Source organism: Marinomonas rhizomae (genome assembly GCF_003315485.1).
GTDB classification, from domain to species: domain Bacteria; phylum Pseudomonadota; class Gammaproteobacteria; order Pseudomonadales; family Marinomonadaceae; genus Marinomonas; species Marinomonas rhizomae.
Map to the genome: position 1 here is coordinate 185,139 of NZ_QNSE01000003.1, position 24,020 is coordinate 209,158.

Genomic DNA, 24,020 nt, shown 5'->3' on the forward strand with positions numbered 1-24,020 from the left:
ATCATGGAAGAGTATTTTTCAACACTTAAAAAGCAAGCTAACTCTCGTGCAAAAGAAGCGACATTGAGTGTCCTAGGTATTAATAAACCTAATTTGCGTATCCATTTAAATGATTTATTTGAAAACGATGAGCCTTTTGTTCATGGGCCAGTTTTCGAACAGATGTTTGGTTGGGAGCCATCAAAAGTCACAATCAAAGATCTAAATGAAGCAAAATACGGTGCAATTTTAAGCACAGAAGTTCTAAACGCATTAGATGATACGCCACATAAGCCGAATTGTAAGCGGGATGAGAAATGTAGATGCCGATATGTCTTGAGCAGAAATATTCGACCTTATGCGCACCAATACCAGGCATGGACTGATCTACTTGATGAGACTCCTAAGTCCCGAATTATTACCAGTGGTACTGGCTCAGGTAAGACAGAATGCTTTATGGTGCCAGTGCTTGAAGATTTGTATCGCGAATCAGTGCAATCAGTGCAAGCGCTCACAGGCGTCAGGGCAATTTTTTTGTACCCACTAAATGCATTGATCAACTCTCAACGAGAGCGTTTGAATGCTTGGACCAAGCACTTTGAAGGTGATATACGTTTCTGTCTTTACAATGGTAAAACGCCAGAAAATCTGAAAAGCAAAGATCGCCAAAAGCAAACCGCAAATCCGCAAGATGTAATGTGCCGTAAAGGAATGCGAGATGATCCAGCGCCAATATTAGTGACAAATGGCACTATGCTTGAGTATATGCTGATCCGCCAAGCGGATGCGCCTATCATTGAACAATCTAAAGGTAAGTTACGCTGGATTGTGCTAGATGAGGCACATACTTACATTGGCTCACAAGCCGCTGAGTTAGCATTACAGTTGCGTCGTGTGATGCAAGCTTTTGAGGTGAAAGCGGAGGACATTCGTTTTGTAGCTACATCCGCAACAATCGCAGGAAAAGACGCAGAAGAGAGTTTAAAGCGTTACTTAGCTAATTTAGCAAATATTTCGGTTGATCAGGTTGCGGTGATTGGCGGCAAACGAGTTGTCCCAGAACTTACTCAAGTAGATCTTGTTAGTCGTACGATAGATGAAATAGAAGCTATCGAGCCTGAAGGGCAACAGCCTTCTAAGTCAAAAGATGAGCAAAAGGAAGATGTATCAGCCGAACGTTTTAGAGCACTAGAAGAATCACGAATTGCTGTCTCTCTTCGCAATATCCTAACTACTGAAGGTACAGGACCGAAGTCAATTGATGATTTGGTTTCTGATATGTCGCTCTTTAAGCTAAAAGAAAGCGAGATTTATCGCTGGTTAGACTTATGTACAAACACTAAAGCATCCCCTAAATCTGAAGCCTTTTTAAAAGTACGTTCGCATTACTTCCAGCGGACTCTAAGTGGGCTTTGGTCTTGTGTGAACCCAAATTGTTCTCATAAACAGCACACAAAATTAGAGCAGGATTGGCCATATGGCTATGTTTACACAAAGCAACGCCCACACTGTGAATGTGGCTCGCCTGTCTTAGAGTTAGCATTTTGTAATGAGTGTAGTGCCCCACATTTATTAGGTACGATTGATACTAATAACAGCAAGCTAATGCCTTGGGTTGATCGCTCCCATGATGAGTTTACCTTAACGGAAGGTGATTTAGATGAAGAAGAGGGTGATAGCCTAGATAGTTCAGAAGGTAGAGCGGATGAACAAAGTCAAACTTCAAAACCTTCTGGTCTTATTGTCGTAGGAACAAAGGCATCTGATGAGTACAACTATGTGTTGCGGCAATTTACGAAGGATGGCAATGAGTCATTAGATGAAAAAAACATTCAACTTTTTGTACGTGACGGCGCGAAGAAAGAGAAAGAACCAGATAAGCCAGTATGCTCAGATTGTGGTCATTCTGGAAGAGGGGTTCACGGTCAAGCATTAAGACGTTGTATGTTGGGTGCTCCGTTTTACTCTACAAATGCTGTACCCACCATATTAGAGTATTGTCCAGACTTTGAGCCGGAGGATGATGCTGAGATCAAGCGAACACCTGCTGAGCTTCCTGCACGTGGCCGACGTTTAATTACTTTTACAGATAGTCGGCAAGGCACAGCCAAAATGTCAGTGAGTATGCAGCAAGAAGCTGAACGCTCTTTGTTACGTGGCATTATGGTTCGCGAATTAAAACAACATATCGAAGAAAAAGCAGATGTTGATCCCGAGCTTCTAAAGCGTGTCAAAGACTTCATTTCCATGTCATCTGAAAAGATAAAGAGTCTTTTGAAATTTATTGAAATGGAAAGCCCTAATGAAGCGAACGACCTCAAAACTTATCTCTCTTTATTGACCGAAGCAAAGAAACAGACACCTATGCCTGTTACATGGAATGATTTGATTCGGGAGCTGAGAATGGATCAAAATGTTTCCCACTCTATGACTTGGGAGAATCGATACTTAGATCCTGATGCATTTGATAATAATGACGCAACTAAGTTATCTGAGATGATATTAACAAGGGAGATAGCTCGTCGACCTAAATACCGCAATAACGTAGAGACTCAGGGGTTAGTACGTATCGTATATCCTGGGATTGAATCGATCACCTCTGTGCCGGAAAGGTGGTCTGAGTATGGGCACTCTCTAAAAGACTGGAAAGATTTTCTCGTGGTTTGCATGAACTTCCATGTTCGAGAAAACACCTTTGTTCAGCTCAATGATAATTGGTCTAAATGGATTGGAATGCGTTTCTTCTCTAAGTCATTAATCAGTCCAGAGTCGAAAGATGATCAAGGAAATAGAGTAAAGCCTTGGCCACAGGTGAGACCAAAAGCCAGACAGCAATCTCGACTTATTTCTCTGTTGGCTAAAGCAAGCAAGTTAGATCCAACAGAGGCAAGGGCTGAAGCCATCATCAATATTTGGTTAAAAGCTGCATGGAATTGCTTGGTTAGTGGAAAGTCGAAAGCGCTTAGTGAGTTTTCAGGTAAACAGTACCAGCTTAGATTGGATACCATTAGTTTTTCCTTGATGACAAAGGCTTACGTTTGCCCAATCACGAACAAATTAATTGACACTGTTTTTAAAGACATTACTCCCTATATCCCTTGGAATAAATTTCCAGAAAAAGAACCTGAAAAGTACCTATGTAAACAGGTTGATTTGCCTAGTATCTGGGAGCTTGATACATCTACTGATAACAGTCGTTATATCTCAGTTATTCGAGAAAATGTGTCCGCTAACGAAACTATCAGTCAGCTACGACAGCAGAATTTATGGACGGATATCAATGATCGAGTTGTTGAAGGTGGATTTTATTATACGTCTGCAGAGCATTCTGCGCAGCAATCAGCAGAGAAGCTTGAGAGGTACGAAGAACGATTCAAGCAAGGACAAAAAAACGTTTTAAACTGCTCAACTACAATGGAGATGGGGGTAGATATTGGTGGTATTTCAGCTGTTGTAATGAATAATGTTCCGCCACACCCTGCTAATTATCTTCAACGTGCTGGCCGTGCAGGGCGTTCTAAAGAGGCACGGGCTATTGGTTTTACGATATGTAAAAATAACCCACATGATCAGTATGTGTTTAACAAGCCAAAATGGCCTTTTGAAACTGTCATTCCTGCGCCTCATGTGGCCTTCAGTTCAGCTAAAATAGTCCAACGTCATATCAATGCGTTTTTATTAGGGATATTTTTACGCAATGTAATTGGCGAGACAGCAAAAGAAAAGTTTTTCTTAAGTTTAGAGTGGTTCTATACGTCTGAAGCCTCAGAGCATGCTCCTTGTTCTCGCTTTATAAATTGGCTTGGTGGGAACCAACTCCTATTAGAAGAAGAAATTGAAACGCTTAAGCTACAGACGAAGCTTGAAAATTCAAGAGTAGAAAGTTTAGTCAATACAACCTCAGAAACGATCGAACTTTTAAACAAAAGATGGCTGAAAGAATATCAATACATTCAGGCAGAGCTTGGTTCTGCGGATAAAGAAAGTGCTTATGCTTATAAGCTGAATGGCGATTTAAATCGCCTGTGTAATGAGTACTTGCTACGTGATCTTGCTAGTCGCGGTTTTCTTCCTGGTTATGGCTTTCCAACAGATGTGGTTAATTTAAATGTAGGGAACCTTGAAGATTATATCCGTGAGAAAGAAAGTAAAAAGACAAAGCAAGATGACCGTGAAGACAATGTTTCGATCAATAGAGGCTTACCAAGCCGAAATCTCGCAGTAGCCATTCGTGAATATGCACCAGGGACAGAAATTGTTCTTGATGGTCGTGTGCACAAAACGGCTGGTATATCATTGGGTTGGCAGAAAGCCCATGTAGAAGGGCTTAAAGAAATACAAAAATTTGATGTTGCGTGGCACTGCTCAAATTGTGGACAAACTGGATATGAGCCGGATCTTAGTCAACAAAACAATATTATGTGCAGTAATCCCGCTTGTGCCAAACCCATCAAATTAAAAGATCAACGTAGGGTAATTCAACCAATAGGTTTTGTAGCAGATTTCTATCAGCCTCCAAGCAATAATGTATCGCAGACGGCTTTCATTCCCGTTCAGAATCCATGGGTTATGGGTAAAGGTGATAAAATATTATTGCCTAATCCTGAACTAGGTCACATGGTTATTGATACATCAGGACATGTTTTCTATCACAGTTCAGGCTTACATGGTACTGGCTATGCTCTTTGTCTTGGCTGTGGGCGTGCCGAATCTATGACGGCCACTGAGGAGAAGCCAAAGACGATGTCGCTTGATAAACTGCATAGGCCACCTATGCCAAATAAGTTTCAACGTGATGAAAACGGTAAACCGGAGTGTGGTGCAACTGGTAAAATAATGGAAAGTATCCATCTTGGTTTTAATACCACAACGGATGTTTTTGAATTAGTGCTCCGAAACCCAGTAACAGCTGAGTATCTGAATGATAAAAATATTGCGGTGACTTTAGCTGTCGCTCTTAGAGAGGCATTAGTCGATAACCTTGGTATTTCATCTAATGAAGTTGGCTACGGAACTAGACCTGCGATTGTGGGCCAAGGCGCTAAAGTACAAGTCATTCAGTTATTTGATACGGTGAGTGGTGGAGCAGGATTCTCGATCTCGGCTGCTACTTTAATAGATAGTCTGCTTCGAAAAATGACGGCAACCCTTAAGTGTAAGGATGAGTGTGACCGTTACTGTCACTCTTGTTTGTTGGAGTCTGACTCTAGGCATGATATCGACCGACTAGACCGCAAGTTAGCATTGGCTTGGCTCGAAGGAGCTGAATTCGCTAATCATATTGATTTGCCAGAAAAGTACCTCAGCATGTTTGGTTCCGAAAACGTTAAATATAACCCAATGTCGATCAAAGAAAAATTTGTCGCGTTACAGCGTGATAAACCAACGCTGGTTAAATTTATTCTTTCTAGCAATGTTGATGATTGGGATATTTCTCTAGGTTTCTTAAAATCATTTTTTCATGGTTTGCTTCATAATGGGCTGAATGTTCAAGTGATTGTTCCTGTGAGGCATTGGGAAGGCGAGGTGAGAGATTTCCTAGCTGAACTGTCCGCTATGAATATAGCGATTTTAGAAGCTAACGTAACAATACCTGCCGTTATTCAAGTGCGCACTGATAGTGTTTGCAACACTATTGGATGTTTAGATGATAATGCTCGTAAATTTGGTGATAGCTGGCTTTCTACGTCAGACATTTCGGTTACCTCGGAATTTGTGTCTGAAATAGTTGGAAAAGAGTTAACTTTTGCTGAACCTACAATTATTCAAGGTGCTACAGATTGTGCAATTCTTGCTGAGCTTGATGGTCCTTTGAAAGGCTTTGGTAATCGATTAATCACTTACTTGAAAAAAAGTGATTCAAGGCTGAAAAGCTTAATGGAAAAAGATGAAATCATGTCTATTCGTTATACAGACCGTTATCTTCAAAGTCCTTCTAGCCTTCTTATGTTGGCTGAAATGCTTGGCGAGCTTTCAACGCAAGAAAATGAGATAACTGTAATAACATGCTTTGATGATAAAAAAAGTGCCTCTCCTGGCTTTGCAATTCATCATGATTGGGTATACGAAGATGACTACGGAGTCATTTTTAAAGGATGGCTAAAGAAAATTTGTGGCCCTGATACATCTGTTGTGTTCAATAATAAAGCAGAAATTCCTCACAGGCGTAGTCTTGAATTGGCTTTTAAATCAGGCTCAAAAGCTCAAGTGATTTTTGATCAAGGGCTTGGCTACTGGCGTTTAAAGACCGAACGAGGCTTTCATAATTTTGATTTTCGTCGAAGTATACTTGATCAAATCAACAGGTTAGGTGAAACTAAAAAAGAAGCAAAAATAGGACATAGTGACAACTGTGATTGGCAAACATATTTGTCGGTAAGCGTTAAGTCATAACGAAGAAAAACTCACTGCTATTTAAAGCTGGTGGTGAGTTATTGAATATAAATGATCAATACAACATACCTTAGAAATATACTAAAGCTTCAAGTAAAGGAAACTTAAAGAAATGCCTATTTTCGATGTCAATGACATTAAAATTTCTATCGCCAAATAGATCAAGTGGCTTGAAAAATACCTAGAAGGAAGTTATGTATGTCAGTTAGCGTTTCGCACATAACACATATTGATAATCTGGCCAGTATCATTGGTCAAAACTGTCTGTGGTCTGATGCTAAACGTATCGAGCTAGGTTTGCTGAATCAGAATATAGGTTACAGTCACATCAAGGCAAGACGACTTCAAAAGCCAGTCAATGTAGCTTCTGGTGGAATGATTGGGGAATATGTTCCTTTTAATTTTTGTCCACGCTCGGTGATGTTATATGTAATACATCGTAGGCATAAGGACTTTGATGGTGGCCAAGAAAGAGTACTACATTTAATTAGTGATACAGATACAGTTAGGTCAACGAATCAACATTGCTTCTTTACTGACATTCACGCAGACTTGGATTATGCAGAACAGATTGATGATTTCACGCGTATTTCAGAGTTAGATATTCAACGAATAATTAATGAAAGATACTGGCAAGACTTCAAAGAAGAAAAACAGGCTGAATTTCTAGCTTATGAGTCTGTTCAATGGCGTGCTATTAATCGTATTGGTGTTAGGTCGCAAGCAGTAGCCGATGAGGTACATGTATTGTTACAATTAGCACGCTATAAGCCACTGGTCGAAGTTCGACCTGAATGGTACTACTAGAGGTTGTTATGATTATTTATCAAACTGGAAATATATTGCATGACCAAGCAGATGCCATCATCAATACCGTCAATACAGTTGGCGTGATGGGAAAAGGCTTAGCTCTGCAATTTAAAAAAGCGTTTCCAGACAACTTTAAAGTTTACAAAAAAGCGTGCGATGACAAAGTTTTTCATACAGGACAGGTATTGCCTGTATCCTTGAACTCCATGAATGCTCCGTTTTACATAATTAACTTTCCAACAAAGTCTCATTGGAAAGGTAACTCTAAATTTGAGTACATAGAACACGGTTTAGAAAGCTTAAAGTTAGAAGTAAAACGCTTAGGGCTTAAATCTGTTGCTATACCTGCATTAGGTAGTGGTTTAGGTGGCTTACCATGGGATCAAGTTGTGAAACTAATCGAATCTTCTCTGGTTGAATTGCCTGATGTTAAATGGATTATTTATCCTCCCCAAGTTGCTCCAGCAGCTGAAGCTATGCCGAATAAAACAAAGCGACCTGCTATGACAATAGGTAGAGCCGCTGTACTTGGTTTGATTCAACAATATGTGTCAACAGGTTTTGAATACCGGCTATCACTATTGGAAGTACAAAAACTCGTCTACTTTTTAACAACAGCAGGAGAGCCGTTAAATAAGGTTGCGTTTCAGAAGCATCACTATGGTCCATATGCTGATGTTCTCCGTTATGTTCTTGATAAAATGGAAGGACACTTTATTACTGGCTATGCTGATGGATTGAATAAGCCTGAAACACCCATTGAACTTAAAGGTGATGCAGCAAAAGAAGCTTTTAGTTTTCTGGAAAAAAATACAGAAACTAGGCTGCGGTTTGATAAAGTCTCAGAGCTGATTGAAGGTTTTGAATCTCAAAATGGTATGGAGCTACTGTCAACTGTTCATTGGGTAGCGACTCAAGAGCTTGGCGGTAAGACAATTACTAACGATGAACTAGTGGATCAGGTTCATAGCTGGAACCCTAGAAAGGCGCAAATGAAATCTGTTCACATTATCGCGGCATTTGACAGACTAAAACAACAAAATTGGTTAGAGCTAAAAGCACCAACTGTTTAAGTTTCCTAATGAAGCTTTTGAATTTAAAAATACACCGTGATTGGATTAGCAAATCACCCTCTTATCTATGCTAATTCTGTCACTTCTTGTTAAGCTCTCAATTGCGATTAGGAAAATCAGAAAGGATTTGTATGCTTAAAATGGACTTAAGCCAAATTAACTATAAACTTTGGTTAGCTTTAATTTTCGGCAGTTTCATCCCCCTCATTTACTCGACAACTCGTATTCATTTTATTGGAAGTATGCCAGATAGTTGGTCCCTCAGCATTGCGGCTCAAGTTGCCTGGTTAAACATTGGTTATGAGGTTATTGGTGAAGCTCTCATGCTTCCATTGGCCTTCATATTGGGACAAGCTTTCCTAAACCCCGTAGAGTTTAGAAAAAGGGCAGTTTCATCTTTAGCTATCATTGTTTTGGTTTATGCCATCATGACGGCTTTTGTCATTCAATTTACTGCTCAACTTGTTACAGTTATGCAGCAAAACAGCATGCTGTTGCAGGACACTATTGTTTATATCCGCTTAGAAGCACTCGCTATTTTTATTGCTAGTGGGTATATGTTTATGAATTTGCTTCTTGTGCTTCATAGTAAGTACAAAGCACTTTATACGCTTTTAGTCATCCAAACAGTACTTACCGTAGTTTGTGATAGTGTCCTGGTTAGCCAACTACCGTTCTCTTATAAGCTTGGTATAAATGGCATTGCAGTGACAAATATTTTGGTGAATTCATTGTCGATTGTTGCTGCTCTTCAGTTGCTTAAACGCAATGCTATTAAGCTGTCTTACAAAGACATACGTTTTAAAAAACAAGCCTGGTTAAGGTTATGGTTCAACGTAGGCAGCAAGTCTGGCTTAGAGTCTTTTGTTAGAAACACCGCATTTGTGGTTATGATTCTTCAGTTGATGAATCAGCTTCAGCAGGCAGGGACGTTTTGGGTTGCAAATGGATTTATTTGGGGGGGGTTGCTATTACCTATATTGACTCTAGGAAAAGTGGTGAAGAGAGATGCAGCAACGAACAACGGGCTTAGTGAGGAGCGTGTTAATAGCTATTTAATAATCACGCTAGGTGTAGTTGCACTATGGTTGCTGACGCTACCGTTTTGGGAAAGCTTTGTTCACAATGTCATGGGAATAAACAATGCTTCTGAAGTAACACATTTAGTAATGGTTATGATTGGCTTCTATGTTGTCTTTGCCTTCAACAATGTCATCGATAGCTATTTTTACGGCATAGGTCGAACTGACTTAATGTTGTATCAGTCGTTGATCGTAAACACCCTGTTTTATGGCGCTGCATTTGTTAGCTACCAACAAGGCTGGTTTATTCCATCGTTGAATAAAATCGCGATTATGTTTGGACTTGGCATCATTCTAGATGCGGCCATTACTTGGCTTTTATATCGAATGGTAAGGAAACAGACAAAAGTTATGGGGAAAGACTGTAAGCTTTCGCTATTTTAAGTAAGACACGCTTAGTCTTGATGGGGAGCGGACGGTAACTAACACAGATAAACTAGTCCCTAAACTCAAAAAAGAAAACCGTATAAGAACTATATAGGCTTCACTTGTCGTCGAACAAAATACATTATCGTTAGAGCAGGTCACCGCTTTGGTATATGGTAAGACTGTATTAGGTTCTCCTATAGGGCTTCAAGAAATTCATAATCCCTTACTGTCTACAAGTAGATGGATAAGTGGTCAGAAAAGAATTTTGTGGATTTACTCCATGCACATGGTCTTATGATGAAAGGGCTTATTGCCGATGCCGGTCATTAGCAAAATGGAGGGGTAGATATTGATCGAGGTGAACATCAAGTTTAGCGATTAATAATTTGTCTAATAGAATGTGTTATTTTCACCGTTCAGTGGGCGTATAGGGCGCTTCATATCAGCTCAAATTCTCTCAATTTCACATTATTTAAAAACTCTGGATTATTATAAATGAACACTATGCTACCAAATTGGTAGAGTCAAACTACGTGTTGTCGAACATCAACATGTAGGAAGATTACTATGCGTTCTATCGTTATTCTAGGGAAATGCTCTAATCAAATTTTATCAAAGGCAATGCTTCTAATTAGGTCACTTCAAAGTGAAAATGTTAGGTATAAAAAACTATCCGGATTGCGGCGTTACTCTGCTATCAAAATCAATAAAAATTACCGTATTCTCTTATCTCCGTCTGGATCTATTTTTGTTGGTTCTCACAGTCAGTATGAGCGAAAGATTAAGCAGTTAAGGAAGGTAGGAGAAGGAAAATGAAGAATAAATCCATTGCTTTGAAAGATATGGTGAAAGAGCTTGGCTATGAAAATATTGACTCATTATCAAACCAAATCAGAGACATTCTAAAAGATAAGGAAGATTTTAAGAAGCGTTATGTTATTGACGAAAGTATGGATGTTAGAAGCCGTCAAGAAAGATTTTTAGTATCGAATGATGCGGAGACGTTAGTAGATAACATTGCCATAATTCAGCAGTATTCAAACTTATTTGGAAAGGCACCTGAAGGTGAAAAATGGAAGTTACCTTATTACCACCAGTTAAAAAATGGTGTTGATGAAAAATCATTCAAAAAAAATATTCATAAACAGATGGATAAGTTGAATAGCAACCTTAACAGAACAAAACGTAGTTTGAAAAGCTTGCCTATTTTTAGCAATACCGTCCTAAACAACCCTAAGCTTGATATCCGAGATACCAGTATTCGAGAGCTAATGGAGAAGGATTTAGGATCGGATAATCTGATTGATTTTGGAAAGGTATATGAGCTAACCACATGGAACGAGCTTCTTGATCTACAAGAAAAGGTAGCAGAAGGGGAAACTACATCGCTGAATTATCAGTTGATTGGTGACAAATTGATGTCTCTTGGAGATATCGAACAGTCCATAGTGGCACTTGAGGAGTCAGTAGAATTAGATTCTGAAAACGGAGTTGCTTGGGCTCTTCTCTCTCATATTTATTATCAGATATTGGCAAAACATCTGAACGAACACCATAAAGCACTTGCACGAACAGAATTTATTGGTTTCATTGAAAATCCAATTAACTCTGAAGAGTATTGGATTAACGAAAGAGTTGAGGATACGTTTAATGATGTATCAAAATTGAGAGAGCAGTTTGTTAATGTTGCCATTAAAGCGTTACGGTATTGGCCATCTTGGGAAGGGCTACCGATAAGATTAGATGATGGTACCGAGAAGCCAAACTACTACCATTCTCTACAACAAAGTGGAGGAACATCATTAGAGCTAAAAAGAAGTGATTTATTTTTAATATTCCTTAACCAAATCAATGAACAGGACTTCCTGCAGAACCGCGATCAATACATTGAAATTTTACGCTCTTTTCAGCATTGGAATATAGATTTATATCCACTTACAAATATCCATTTTTTTCCATTAGATTTTTATGGCCCCTTAATACGTTACATAAGTTGGGTTAATAAAGGCGAAGTGGCTAACGTTATTAAAAAGTTAGCGAAGCAACTAGAGTGCTATAGCCATTCTGCAGATAAAAGCATTATGTTTCTTCAAAATCCATTTGTTAGTCAAATGTTTTGGAAGCACCTTGGAAGAAAGGAGTATACAAATCTCCTAATGTCGTTGGAAGGTATGGTGTGTAAGAATATTTGTAATTCACGAATCGAGACATTAGCAACGTTACAATTGGAAGAGATTCTTAATTGCTTCAAAGACCTTAGTAAGTTATTGCAAGAAGAGTGGTTCACTTGCCATAAGCTACTAGATGTAAGCGAAAATCGAGAAATATCCGGTGTTTCTAGCGAAGCAGTTAAGAGTCAATTAGACGTTTCGTCTCATAGCTCACTGAAGCTTATCGATAGTTGGAAAAGTTATCTCGATGATGCTTTATATACCAAGAACGTGCACGCTCCAGGAGATAGGCATGTACTTATTTTTATGGCTTCATTTATTGAGGTTTACCATAACCTTAATATCAATGAAAACTCAGAAATTATGATGTTATTTGTCAATAATAAACAGTATTTTTCCTACGTTAGGGCACGTCTTGACGAACGCGTGATATCACTGTTTTTTAACTATATTTTAGATAAAAAACAATTTTTTGAGACAAACCTATATGACGCGACACAGAAATTAATCCTTCTAGATCAGGAACTAGCGATGGAAGACTTAGAGTTTTATTAAGGCTAATTGATTAGAGATTTGTAACCAATGAAAAAACATAACCAGTTTTAAGCTGGTTATGTTTTATTAATTTGCCATGCTCCTGAGATACCAATCCTCCATAAGTAGCTTTCTTTTCTGTAGTAGATCCCCACGCTGATACGCGGCCTCAGCCTGGTCCTTCAGTTTATGTGCAAGAGCATGCTCAATCACTTCTCTTGGATAGCTGGTTGTTTCACCGGCCCAGTCACGAAAAGTTGAACGAAAACCGTGTTGAGTTAAGTCTTTTCTATCCATGCGCTTAAGAACGGCTGTAAGCGTCATATCTGACATCTGCTTACCTTGTTGACCTGGGAAGACTAAATTTCCACCAGCAACCCTAGGGAGCTCTTGAAGTATCTTAATGGCACCTGTTGAAAGAGGGACTCGATGTTCCTTGCGAGCTTTCATGCGCTCTGCTGGAACAATCCATATCTTGTTATCAAAATCGATTTCATCCCATGTAGCACCACGTACTTCACCAGAACGAGCAACCGTTAAGATTGAGAATTCAAGCGCTCTGGCTGAAAGGCCGGGGCGCTTGGATAGCTCTTTCATGAAGTCAGCAATTTCAGCATAAGGGAGGGCAGCATGATGTTTGCGTTTCTGAATCTTACTTGGTTCTGGAAGCAACGGTTTGAGCATGCCTTTCCAACCGGCTGGATTATCACCTTCTCTAAATTCTTTTGCTTTCGCATAGTCCAAGATCGTTTCAATACGACCACGCAGACGACTAGCGGTTTCATTCTTTTCAAGCCAGATCGGCTGAAGCACTTCAAGTATGTGTGTTTTATTAATTTGATTGACAGAGAGGTGACCAATAATAGGGAAGGCGTATTGCTCTAAGCTTGAGCGCCATTGAGCTATATGCTTTATGTTCTTAAGCTCTTTTTCTTTCATGTTTAAAACTAATTGAGCGCACTCATTGAAAGTAGTATTTCTACCCTGTTGACGAATGATTTCAGCTTTTCGCTCTTTCTTAGCTTCTATTGGGTTGATACCGGCTTTGATCTCACTACGAAGCTCTCTAGCTTTATCTCTTGCTTCAGAGAGTGTTACTTCAGGATAACTGCCTAAACCAAGAAAGAGACGGTTAGGGACTTCTTTACCTTCTTTGTTTATTCTGGTCCCCATAAGCATGTTGAGAACCCAGCTTCTGGAGTTACCAGCAACTTTCAAAGATAAGCCACTAACACCACCAACAGCATGACGACCATCTTGTTTTATCTTAGAGACAGCTAGGGCAGTAAGCTCTTTTGCAATTTTTGGCATCGAATTACCTTGTACATCAACCAGTACATCAATAGAAGTGAGATTTTAGTATATCCGGCTGGACGCTATTGGAAAAGGGTTTTTTATAAGTTACTGATATATAATGCTTTAATATATCATAATGAACTTTATTGGAAGCTATTATGGCGGACTTGCTCACCGCCATTATTAAAAAAAGACATCATATGATGTCTTTTTTTTCATCTATAGTTTATCAACTCTGCGCTCTTTACTCCCAAGTAGCATCTTGCTCAGAAAGTCTAAAATGTATATCACGACCATCCGAACACAGTTGGATAACTGTAGATGGCGAGCCATCTTTATTTAATGATACTAAGCTTACACCTGATGCATTTAGAAGGCGTTTTCCATTATCTGATGTTTCTGGCTTATGAGGAATAACTTTCATGCTGCGCCGTCTAGTAAACCAGTTTAATGGCGAGCGTGGTGAGTAAAGCCAACGGTTTAAGCGATCAAAAATCCCCAATAACCGCTTAGGAAATTCGTTTTTGATTCCACTGCTGGTAATTTGCCATAAGTCTGACCCTTGTTTATTACCGCGCAGTTGGATGTCGTAAACAAAAGAGTAATGAACATCTCCTGATAAAATGACAAAGTTTTGTGGCGTTTTATTGTGTCTAAACATATTCACTAGGGTGTATGCTGAGCCAGGATGGGCCATCCAGTTTTCTGCATCCACCATCAGGGACTGGCCAAACCAAGTAAACACTCGTTGAACACTTTCAATGAGTTTGACTCCAAAAATGGGCGCAGGCGATACAAGGATAACCGCCTCTAGACCTTTCAACTGCTGCTGTAGATCCGTTAACGCCTCCCAGTCCATTAAACCTGACGGTTTTTCTAATGATTTTTCAGAGCGCCAGCGATGAGTACGTGTATCCAATACAACAAGAGGTGGTGTTGTCTGCCAAGTGTAGTTCCAATTAGAGAAATAGAAGAGCTTGTGTAGTAATTCATCATGATGCTTTTTGCCTGGTTGAATCAGTACGGTTTGTATTTCGTGAATCAGCTCATTCGAAAAATGTTCGGGGGCATTGCCCCACCCTTGGCACATTAGATAGCCGAGTAGGGCGTTGCCAATAATTCGAGCCGAAAAATCATGATTATAGGCTGCGTCTTCCCAAGCTGCGGTAAGGTTCCAGTCATCCGTAATATCATGATCATCAAAAATCATGGCTACGGGAAGGTGGGCAAGGGAACGACGAACTTTAGGTAAGCCTTTAACAAAATCTTCGATGATCGGTATTTGTTTAGTAAAAATGGCTTCATGCTCATCAGACAAGCCTGGAGGGACAGATATTCCCCCTTTCTCAAATATTAAATCCCAGCCTTTAGGAGACCAAACAAGTGCATACATAGCAAACACTTCAGCTAATGAAATCAAATGATTTTGAGCTGTGTCTGTTGTAAAAACAGGCTTTCGTACGCCACCAAAAACTTGATCTATCATGCCTCGGTTCTGTTTGTTTTCGGGTAGAAGTGTCTCTCGTGCGTAGTAGTAAGCCGTTGTTTTATGTAGTTGATGGGAGCTATTAATCTCCGCGCAGGGGAGTTTTTCGTCGGGCATTCTGAGGCGTGGAATAAGTTGATGAATAGCCCATAACATTGGCGCTGCGACATCGTCGGCGTATATTTGATCGCCACTCATCATCAAGACGCTTGGCCAATCACTGGGAGCTGTATCTTGCAACAACTCATCAACTCGTAATAATCCATCTTTGCTTGGATGGTGAGGCTTTCGGCAGGAGCCATGCAAGATTTTATTTATATTCGGTTGAATGATAAAAAATGGTAATGGCTGATTAGGATAAACAAGATCTTCAGCCCAATACGTCCAATCTAAGCCATTAAGTCTCAGGTCATAATGAATCGGTTGGCTAGTTGGTAAAGTATTCTCTAGGGCAATATCAAGTAGGTTGATGAAAAGACCATCACCCGCTTTCAGTTGTGTGTGGTATTTGGCTATTTGATGAGTCTTAAGTGTCAATAAAATAGCATCGTTTTGAAGCAACGTGAGATCTAATTTTACGGACTCTGTAGTCATCAACCAAAGCGTTAGCCTATCGGCTGTCATTCTTCTTAATAGCGGCCCAGCTAATACCTGCATAATTTCTCCCATATCAACTTAGTGATAATACTTAACAGCATTTAACACGTCGTTGGTTTAGGGTGCAGCTAAATGGTCGACAATAGCTTTTCCTTTCTTGGTGGTAGAAGTGACTGTCATTTTTGCACTGAGTATTAATTGATCATTATCAGAACGATGAACTTGTTGAAGAAAGTTTAGTTTGAGCTTAGATAGGCGTTCTACCGTTGACTGAATATAAAATACATCACCACTTCGCATAGATTGAATATAGTCGATTTCCGCTTTGATCAAAACAAGATAAATGCCTTGTGCGGTGATATTGGCAAAGTCTAGCCCTCTTGTCTTTATAAATTGATGCCTAGCGTGCTCTAAATAATTTTGATAAACGGCGTTGTTAACAATCCCTTGTATATCGCATTCATAATCACGGACCTCAAAATAAATACGATCTTTTTGACTCAAGTTGTCCTGCATTGTATTACCTTATACATAGTTGTTTATTCATGGTGGGCAATCTGATTTTTGCCAGACCGTTTTGCATACATCAAATAGTGCAGTGAACGTTGCACTAGTTCATTAGGACTTTCATCACCGAACAATGTCGCAACACCAACGGATACAGTTACTTGACGGAATAAAACCTTGGTGTTTTTATAGCGAATTTTTTGGATAGATACTTTATTGCGGATAGACTCAGCTAATTGAGAGGCGACACTAAGCTCGGTTTCACTTAGGAGCATGGCAAATCGACCTCCTTTTAAGCGCGCAATAAAGCCATTATCAGGCAGGAGAGCATGCAGAAGTTTTGCAATGTATCGAATAAGTGAAGTGCCTGCTTTGTTTCCATACTCTTTATTAACAAGGCCGAGATTATCAATATCTATCAGTAATAAAGTTAAGTCGTCTTCCGCATAAGGAATCATTGAAAATAATGATCGCTCAAAGCCCTTTTCATTAGCTAGTAAAGTCATGGAATCAAGTTCAGTATTCTTCTTTGCATCTAATAATTCTGAACGTAGCGTGGCTAACTCTTCTTGAGCAGACTGTAGAGCGCTGCTAAAAGTATCAACGGCCTGACTCGCTTTGAATGCACCTTGCTCTAGAAGTAGTGCGATTTGTTCAATTTGCGTTGCTTCCTTAGCATTTGTCAAAGCCGCTTTGCTGGCGCGTAGGTTACGATTAAAAGAATCTAACTCAATGGATATATTTTTCGTGTCTGTTTCTAATGTAGTGGTTAACTCTCTCAACGCTGGCTCTTGGCGATGAGCATGATGAAACTCTTCTGGTAATAGGAACTCATTAAACAGTTCTTGAGATACGAATGCGGGTAAACCGCCAAATCGGCGTAAAGCGCGGTCAACAACCTGATTAAATTGAGGGTTTCTATTAGAGGCGTACTCGTACCATATTCCATAATTATACGGAGTTGGTGGAATATCCAGCTTCGCCATAAGTGGCACCGCTGAACGCAATAGCTGATTAGCTTGCTTTATATTATGTTGGAACATCGGAACCTCTGTTGCCATGATTTACCTCCAAGACGTCCCATTTCATTGGTGATAACTTTTATGTTTATAAAAGAGCGCGAAAGCTCGGTAACATTACGGCTTCGATTTTATAACGACTTTGTCACGTTTTCGTATTCTTGAAAACAAAAATATAATAGTTCTTTTAAAAATTAATAACTATTAACCGCCAGTAAATTTACTAGAATAGCCTTCTTTTTCAAGTAGTTCTTTTACTTTTGCTCTATTGTCACCTTGAATCTCTATCTGGCCATCCTTGACAGCACCACCAGTGCCACACTGAGTTTTTAGTTTTTTACCGAGTTGCTTTAAGGCATCCTCAGCAAGAGGAAGCCCTGCAACAACAGTAACGCCTTTCCCTTTTCGACCCTTTGTTTCTAAGGATATCAGGACTTTACCATTTCCAATAACGCTCTCTTTTTTACATTTGCATTGAGAAGTAGAAAGCTCGCAGTCTGGGCAAAGGCGACCTTGATCAGTTGAATACACCAAGTTTCGATTTTTCATGGGCTTTGACAACCTTTAATATCTGTTCAAACTCAGCATTTTATCACTTCAATAAATTCGAAACAGATAAAAATTGCATATTTCAGCATTTCGATAAAATCTGCGCTAAGATAATGATAATAGTAGTTTTAAAAAGCGTGTTGGATATGAAAAAATTACTGAAAATTCGACAGGCCACAGAAGCCGACCTTAGACATATATTGCTGTTTGAATTCCGCAATAGGGGGTGGTTTTCCCAGTTTTTACCCGGTCAAGTGTTACAACAACAAACGGAAATGTATTTTAGGCGTTTGCTGCGAAGTGATTTTAAACATTTACAATATCTAGTGTACTTACCAAATGATGTTCTTATTGGGCGCTTTAATGGACAAATATTAGATAAAAAATCGGTAGAAGTCTCTTATCGTATAGCGAAGAATTTCACTAACCAAGGTATTGCAAAGCATGTATTGAAGCATGTGCTTATTATTTGGGCGAGCAATGGGATAACAGAGGTGTACGCACAAGTAGCGGATCACAATAAAGCGTCAATAAAAGTTCTTTTGTCATGTGGGTTCGAAATTAGTGAAGTGCAAAAAAATGCAATCAATTTAGGGCCTGAAATTCATGATAGCCTAGTCTTCCGCTGGTCGATAGCGGAAGACTTACCTTGCAACGTGGCTAAGTTCGATAGTATTCCAGTTTGCTGAGTATATTGACTATCCTGTCACTGAAGTCAGCGGTGAGAGTAATAGGCTGATTTGTAATAGGGTGTGTGAAATCAAGGCTTGAAGCGTGCAACATCAATCTAAAATCATCAACCCAGATGTCTTTGGCTACTTTATTGATATGACGACAACCATAGCAAGAATCACCAACAAGAGGGGTTAAGTGGTGTTTGAAGTGTCGGCGTATTTGATGCTTTCTGCCTTGCTTAGGCGAAACCTCAAGCCAACTTAGACGCATGCTGTCATAGCGGCTTACCGGAACAGGTAGCTGAAACTGTTTTAATCTAACAAAACTTGTCACCGCTTCTCTTTCCGTACCTTCAATTTTAAAGCGAGAACGACCTTTTTGTTCATTCAGCTTCGCTAATGGATAATCAATAACACCCGCGTCATCGCAGTAACCACGAACTAAGCAATGATAGATTTTTTTAGTTGTAGACTCAGAAAACTGAGTAGCAAGGCGCCTTGCCACTTCAGGCGTAAAGGCCATAACCAAAACGCCAGATGTCCCTCGGTCAAGGCGATGCACAGGGAAAACCCATTTCCCTGTCTGGTCTCTTAATCTTTGAACGACCGCGTCTTCTTCATCTTTGGCTAAATGTGTGCGATGAACCAGTAACCCCGCAGGCTTATTGACGGCAACTAGGTGTTCATCTTGGTATAAAATCTCTAATGTCATTCTGGCGTATCTATAAAAGAGGCTATTTTTTCCATCGCAATGTTGACTAGGGTTTGCATGGCTTCATCACTGGCCCAGGCAATATGAGGCGTGAGCAAAAAATTTGGCTGTTTAGTTAGTGCTTGAAGTGGGTGGTCTGACGGCATAGGTTCTTGGGTTGATACATCGAAAGCGGCCCCTGCGATGCTATTGCTCTGAAAAGCTCGCACTAATGCATGCTCATCAACAATGCCACCTCGACTGAGGTTCAATAGTAAACAACTTGGTTTCATTAACAAAAACTCGGCGTCACTAATCAAATCTTGCGTGTCTAGTGTTAATGGGCAATTAATACTGATGACATCGGCAACTTTTAACGCTTCTTCAAATTGAATATAACCCGCACGAATATTACTTTCCCCTTTGCGTTCGGCAAAGATTACATGCATCCCGAAGGCGAGAGCAATGGCGGCTACCTGTTTGCCTAGAGTTCCGCTACCTATAATGGCCATAGTTGAACCTGACAAATCTTTTATAGGGTAATCTAGAAAACAAAAATATTCAGAAGAAGCCCATTCGCCTGCTTTTACGGCATCCAAATAGGACACCAGATTTCTTCTAAGTGCCAATAACATCGCAAAAGTATGTTCAGGCACACTGATTGTAGAATAGTCAGCGACATTTTGAACGGTGATATTGCTCTCTTTGCAAGCGACTAGGTCTACATTATTTTTACCTGTGGCCATGACTTGTACCAGCTTCAAGTCTGATGCACTGTGAATCGCTGCCGCATCAACAATAGCCTTATTGGTCAGTACAATGGAAGCATTTTTGATACGCTCTGCAACTTGCTCTACCCTTGTATTTTGGTACTCAACAACCTCTTTAATACTCGCTGGCAACTGGATTTTAATGTGCTCAGGGAAGGAGCCTCTGTCTAGAAAAACCGCTTTCATTTAACTTTCCTTATTTTTGTACCTAATGTTATCTAATAATGGCTGTAAATATGGCAATATATTTTGCAATACAATAGGTTGACCTGCTTTATTTGGGTGCAGTCCATCGTTTTGCATCAGGTCTTTGTTTAATGCCACATTCTCAAGCATGAAGGGTAAGTAGGCGATATTGTACTTACTAGCAATATCCTTATATAGATTAAAGAACATTTGCGTATAACGCTTGCCATAGTTTTGCGGGATCTGGTTGCCTATTAACAATACTGTCGCATTAGCTTTATGGGCTTGCTCAACCATTTTTTCTAAATTCAGTATGGTCTGATTAAGAGGGTAACCGCGTAAAGCATCATTAGCACCGAGCTCTAACACTACCCAATTGGGTTTGTGGTTGTCTAAAAGATCACCAAAGCGAGATAAACCACCTTGGGTTGTTTCACCGCTAACACTGGCATTTACAACCTGTACTTCTGGGTGAGATTGAGAAAGTTGATTTTCAAGTAAACTAACCCAACCATCTTGTTGTCTTAAATTATAGGCTGCACTGAGACTGTCTCCCATAACAAGTAAGGTAGTAGCCGAAGCAAATGAGCTAATAAATAGCAGTGTAATTAGTGTACAGAGTTGCCTTAATGGCTTTTTTAAAAACATATCAAACCTTTTTAGAGTGAATCACCATGCCTAGAAACACCGCGATTAAAGTATCTAATTTAACTCATACTGTGACATCGAATACAGGGGATTTAACCATATTGAAAGGAATCAATATGGAAATCAAGGAAAGTGAGTCTGTTGCTATCGTTGGTTCGTCTGGTTCAGGGAAGTCCACTTTGTTAGGTCTTCTGGCAGGATTAGAGGTAAATACGTCAGGTGAAATCTTCCTATATGAACAAGAGTTTTCTAGCCAGTCTGAGGAGCAACGGGCTCTCGTTCGAGGCCAATATGTAGGCTTTGTTTTCCAATCGTTTCACCTTTTGCCAAGCCTTCAGGCCATTGAAAATGTCATGTTACCTGCTGAGCTAAAGGGTGATAAAGAAGCTCGTAACAAAGCAGAAGCACTACTGGAAAAAGTTGGTTTGTCACACCGTTTGACCCATTATCCCAATCAACTATCAGGTGGTGAGCAGCAACGTGTTGCCATTGCCCGTGCTTTTGCTTCTAATCCTAAAATACTCTTCGCCGATGAGCCAACAGGAAACCTTGATGAAGAAAATGGCAAACTGATTATTAAATTGCTATTTGACCTTAATCAATCACAAGGTACGACACTGGTAATGGTGACTCATGACAATGAACTCGCCAAAATGTGCGATCGTCAATTGGTTATGTCTGCTGGTCAACTAACGGAAAAATCCCTATGAATTTTGCCTTTCGTTTAATGTTCCGAGATATTCGTAGCGGAGACTTACTCACGCTTTTATTAGCTTTGGTTATTTCGGTAAGTACTGTCACATCGATAGGCCTGTTTATCGACCGCTTGCAACTGTCCTTTGAGCAAGAGTCAGCCAATTTATTAGCGGCGGATCGTCTCATTCGTTCAGATGATGATATTCCAAAAGAGTGGGAAGCCAAAGCTAATGAGCTTTCTTTACAAGCAGCACAAAGAACGTCTTTCACCACCATGATGTTTGCAGGGGATTCACTCCAGCTGTCCCAATTAAGTGCGGTTACGGACAGCTACCCATTAAAGGGCGCTTATTTGGTCGATGACGTTTTGTTCGGTACCGGAAAGCGTTCCACTGATACACCTAAGCAGGGAGAAATTTGGGTATCATCTCGGTTAGCCAGTTTACTCAAACTGAACCTTGGCGATCAGGTGGAAGTAGGCGATGCTTCCCTTAAAGTGAGCCAATATTTGGTCCGAGATCCGGGCTCCAGTACCTCTGCGTTTGCCATTTCCCCTCGTGCAGTGATGAATATGGCAGATCTTGCAGCGACAAATGTCATCATACCTGGTAGCCGAGTGCGTTACTCTCTTTTACTTGCAGGAAGTAGAGAGGCGCTTGATGAGTACGAGAATTGGATTACTCCGCGATTAAGCGAGGGACAGCGTTGGCAAACCCCCACTCAGCGTGGAGAGCGCATCGGCGATACTATTGGTCGAGCCGAATCTTTTTTATTGTTGGCTGGAACGTTAGCGGTGGTCATGTCCGGTGTTGCTATGGCGCTGGCTTCAGCACGCTTTGTAAAGCGCCATTTGATGCAGGTCGCGATTTTAAAAACCATTGGTGCCACACCAAAGCTACTAGGACAATTGTTCCTTTTGCAGCTGTCAATATTATTTATGGTTGGCGCCCTAATAGGTTTAGGAATTGGCTGGGGGTTACAAGAAATTATCGCCTCCTTGCTGTCTGGGCTAATGTCGACCACATTACCAGAGCCATCTATTAGTCGTCTGTGGTTAGGTGCGGCTACAGGGCTAATTTCTATGGTTGTTTTTTGCTTGCCCTTGATGTCGCGCCTCATCAAAATTTCACCATTATCCGTGCTTCAACCTAATGCCAGAATTGAACTTAATGGCTTTGCCATTTACGTAATTGGCTTCATTGGGATGTTCGGCTTGATGTGCTTGTATACCAATGGTTTCTTGCTTCCAAGTATTATGACAGCAGCCATTTTGGGGATTGCCTTGTTTGTTGCCGCCATTGGTTGGTTGGCTTTTAAATTAGGGCGTTCATTAACATCGGGGGCCACTAGCGGTTGGCAAATAGGACTTGCTTCGCTATATCGAAGGTTGATCCCAAACCTATTTCAGCTATTGGTTTTTACGTTAATTATCATGCTGACTCTTATTTTGATTGGTGTGAAATCCAGCTTGATTGCTGACTGGCAACAGCAGCTACCAGAAGATGCGCCTAATCATTATTTGTTCAATGTGCAAGCCAACCAGATTGATCAGATTAATAGTGATACCACTCAATTGGGCCTCAAAAAATCCGATTGGTATCCAATGGTGCGTGGTCGAGTTACCGCAGTCAATAACACAACAATTCAGTCTCTGTATCCTGAAGAAAGAGGTGAGCCAGAACTCTACGAGCGAGAGTTGAATCTCACCTGGTCAGACACATTGGGAAAAGGCAATGAGCTTGTTGAAGGAGATTTCTTCGCTGAAGGGCTTTCTGTAGAACTGAAAGCCGCTAAAGAGGCTAACCTAGAAATGGGTGATGAGCTGACCATTAATATTGGTGGCAACATCATTACCTTGCCAATCACTTCAATTCGTACTGTAGATTGGGGGTCAATGCAGCCTAACTTTTATTTGATTTTACCTAAAAGTGCGTTAGAGGATTACCCGGCAAATTTTGTGAGCAGCTTATTTATTAGTGATGCACAAGCGCAGGCTTTTTATCGAGCCATGGCGCATTTTCCTACGGTGTCTATTTTGAATGTGGGTGATATTTTAAAACAAATTCAAACCATAGTAGGGCAATTATCCCAAGCGATTCAGTTGGTGTTACTTTGCATCTTGAGTGCTGGCGCTTTGGTATTATTGGCTAGCGTTCGTTCGACATTAGAAGAGCGTTTAGAAGAAGGGGCTTTATTGCGAGTACTAGGAGCACGAGGGGCGTTAGTGAGACAAGCGCTATTGGTTGAATTTGGGGCTCTTGGTTTCTTTGCTGGCCTCATTGCTGCGATAGGCGCTGAAACTTGTTTGTTAGGATTGCAGGTTTTTGTATTTAATGCGGAAGCAAGTTTTCATCCTCTATTATGGCTGTTAGGACCGGCTATTGGTATCGTTGTCATTTCAACCATTGGTATATTTGCCAGTAGGACTGTGCTAAAAGTGCCGCCCGTGTTGTTACTGCGTGGGTTATAATTAAAAAACGTATTCTATGC

The 24,020-nt window shown here is 40.3% G+C and carries 17 protein-coding genes; 9 read left to right on the top strand and 8 right to left on the bottom strand.

All coding sequences use genetic code 11. From position 1 onward, the window contains the following. Window positions 1–3: 3 nt before the first annotated feature. The 6 genes from DFP80_RS04480 to DFP80_RS04505 all read left to right on the top strand — a co-directional run bounded on the left by DFP80_RS04480 (window position 4) and on the right by DFP80_RS04505 (window position 12,432). The gene (locus tag DFP80_RS04480; protein ID WP_113915620.1) at window positions 4–6,372 is read left to right on the top strand and encodes a DEAD/DEAH box helicase family protein; all 6,369 of its coding nucleotides are present in this window, start codon (window positions 4–6) and stop codon (window positions 6,370–6,372) included. Window positions 6,373–6,570: 198 nt separating this feature from the next. Continuing rightward, entirely contained in the window at window positions 6,571–7,179 is a 609-nt protein-coding gene (gene darT, locus DFP80_RS04485) for a type II toxin-antitoxin system toxin DNA ADP-ribosyl transferase DarT (RefSeq protein WP_113915621.1), read from the top strand. 8 nt (window positions 7,180–7,187) lie between these two features. Next, the gene (darG, locus tag DFP80_RS04490; protein WP_113915622.1) at window positions 7,188–8,255 is read left to right on the top strand and encodes a type II toxin-antitoxin system antitoxin DNA ADP-ribosyl glycohydrolase DarG; all 1,068 of its coding nucleotides are present in this window, start codon (window positions 7,188–7,190) and stop codon (window positions 8,253–8,255) included. A gap of 131 nt (window positions 8,256–8,386) precedes the next feature. Continuing rightward, window positions 8,387–9,721, top strand: a complete 1,335-nt coding sequence (locus tag DFP80_RS04495) for an MATE family Na+-driven efflux transporter (protein WP_113915623.1) — start codon at window positions 8,387–8,389, stop codon at window positions 9,719–9,721. 552 nt (window positions 9,722–10,273) lie between these two features. Beyond that, window positions 10,274–10,522: a ParE family toxin-like protein gene (locus tag DFP80_RS21105; protein WP_113915624.1), complete on the top strand. Its 249-nt coding sequence runs from the start codon at window positions 10,274–10,276 to the stop codon at window positions 10,520–10,522. Then, window positions 10,519–12,432, top strand: coding sequence for a tetratricopeptide repeat protein (locus DFP80_RS04505; protein ID WP_113915625.1), 1,914 nt, complete (start codon window positions 10,519–10,521; stop codon window positions 12,430–12,432). Before DFP80_RS21105 ends, DFP80_RS04505 begins: the two co-directional genes overlap by 4 nt. Before the next feature lie 66 nt (window positions 12,433–12,498). Here DFP80_RS04505 and DFP80_RS04510 read toward each other — a convergent pair whose 3' ends face one another. The 5 genes from DFP80_RS04510 to DFP80_RS04530 all read right to left on the bottom strand — a co-directional run bounded on the left by DFP80_RS04510 (window position 12,499) and on the right by DFP80_RS04530 (window position 17,865). After that, on the bottom strand, window positions 12,499–13,722 hold the full coding sequence (locus tag DFP80_RS04510; RefSeq protein WP_113915626.1) for a tyrosine-type recombinase/integrase: 1,224 nt from the start codon (window positions 13,720–13,722) through the stop codon (window positions 12,499–12,501). Between the two features lie 229 nt (window positions 13,723–13,951). Continuing rightward, entirely contained in the window at window positions 13,952–15,850 is a 1,899-nt protein-coding gene (locus DFP80_RS04515; protein ID WP_113915627.1) for an alkaline phosphatase D family protein, read from the bottom strand. Between the two features lie 57 nt (window positions 15,851–15,907). Beyond that, on the bottom strand, window positions 15,908–16,306 hold the full coding sequence (locus tag DFP80_RS04520; RefSeq protein WP_113915628.1) for an acyl-CoA thioesterase: 399 nt from the start codon (window positions 16,304–16,306) through the stop codon (window positions 15,908–15,910). Between the two features lie 23 nt (window positions 16,307–16,329). Then, on the bottom strand, window positions 16,330–17,358 hold the full coding sequence (locus DFP80_RS04525; RefSeq protein ID WP_113915629.1) for a GGDEF domain-containing protein: 1,029 nt from the start codon (window positions 17,356–17,358) through the stop codon (window positions 16,330–16,332). 162 nt (window positions 17,359–17,520) lie between these two features. Next, the gene (locus tag DFP80_RS04530) at window positions 17,521–17,865 is read right to left on the bottom strand and encodes an SUI1 family translation initiation factor (RefSeq protein WP_113915630.1); all 345 of its coding nucleotides are present in this window, start codon (window positions 17,863–17,865) and stop codon (window positions 17,521–17,523) included. Window positions 17,866–18,011: 146 nt separating this feature from the next. Between DFP80_RS04530 and DFP80_RS04535 the strand changes: the two genes are divergently transcribed. After that, window positions 18,012–18,554: a GNAT family N-acetyltransferase gene (locus DFP80_RS04535; protein ID WP_158601341.1), complete on the top strand. Its 543-nt coding sequence runs from the start codon at window positions 18,012–18,014 to the stop codon at window positions 18,552–18,554. Here the strand turns inward: DFP80_RS04535 and DFP80_RS04540 are convergent. The 3 genes from DFP80_RS04540 to DFP80_RS04550 are packed head-to-tail and all read right to left on the bottom strand — an operon-like array spanning window position 18,526 to window position 20,834. After that, entirely contained in the window at window positions 18,526–19,251 is a 726-nt protein-coding gene (locus DFP80_RS04540; protein ID WP_113915632.1) for a pseudouridine synthase, read from the bottom strand. The two genes, DFP80_RS04535 and DFP80_RS04540, sit on opposite strands and share 29 nt — an antisense overlap. After that, complete coding sequence (locus DFP80_RS04545) at window positions 19,248–20,186, bottom strand: D-2-hydroxyacid dehydrogenase (RefSeq protein WP_113915633.1); 939 nt, start codon at window positions 20,184–20,186, stop codon at window positions 19,248–19,250. Before DFP80_RS04545 ends, DFP80_RS04540 begins: the two co-directional genes overlap by 4 nt. Next, window positions 20,187–20,834: an arylesterase gene (locus tag DFP80_RS04550; protein ID WP_113915634.1), complete on the bottom strand. Its 648-nt coding sequence runs from the start codon at window positions 20,832–20,834 to the stop codon at window positions 20,187–20,189. It abuts the gene before it with no gap. Between the two features lie 26 nt (window positions 20,835–20,860). Between DFP80_RS04550 and DFP80_RS04555 the strand changes: the two genes are divergently transcribed. Then, complete coding sequence (locus tag DFP80_RS04555; RefSeq protein WP_113915635.1) at window positions 20,861–21,544, top strand: ABC transporter ATP-binding protein; 684 nt, start codon at window positions 20,861–20,863, stop codon at window positions 21,542–21,544. Beyond that, a complete protein-coding gene (locus DFP80_RS04560; RefSeq protein ID WP_113915636.1) occupies window positions 21,541–24,000 on the top strand; it encodes an ABC transporter permease in 2,460 nt (819 codons plus the stop codon). Before DFP80_RS04555 ends, DFP80_RS04560 begins: the two co-directional genes overlap by 4 nt. The last annotated feature ends 20 nt before the right edge of the window (window positions 24,001–24,020 follow it).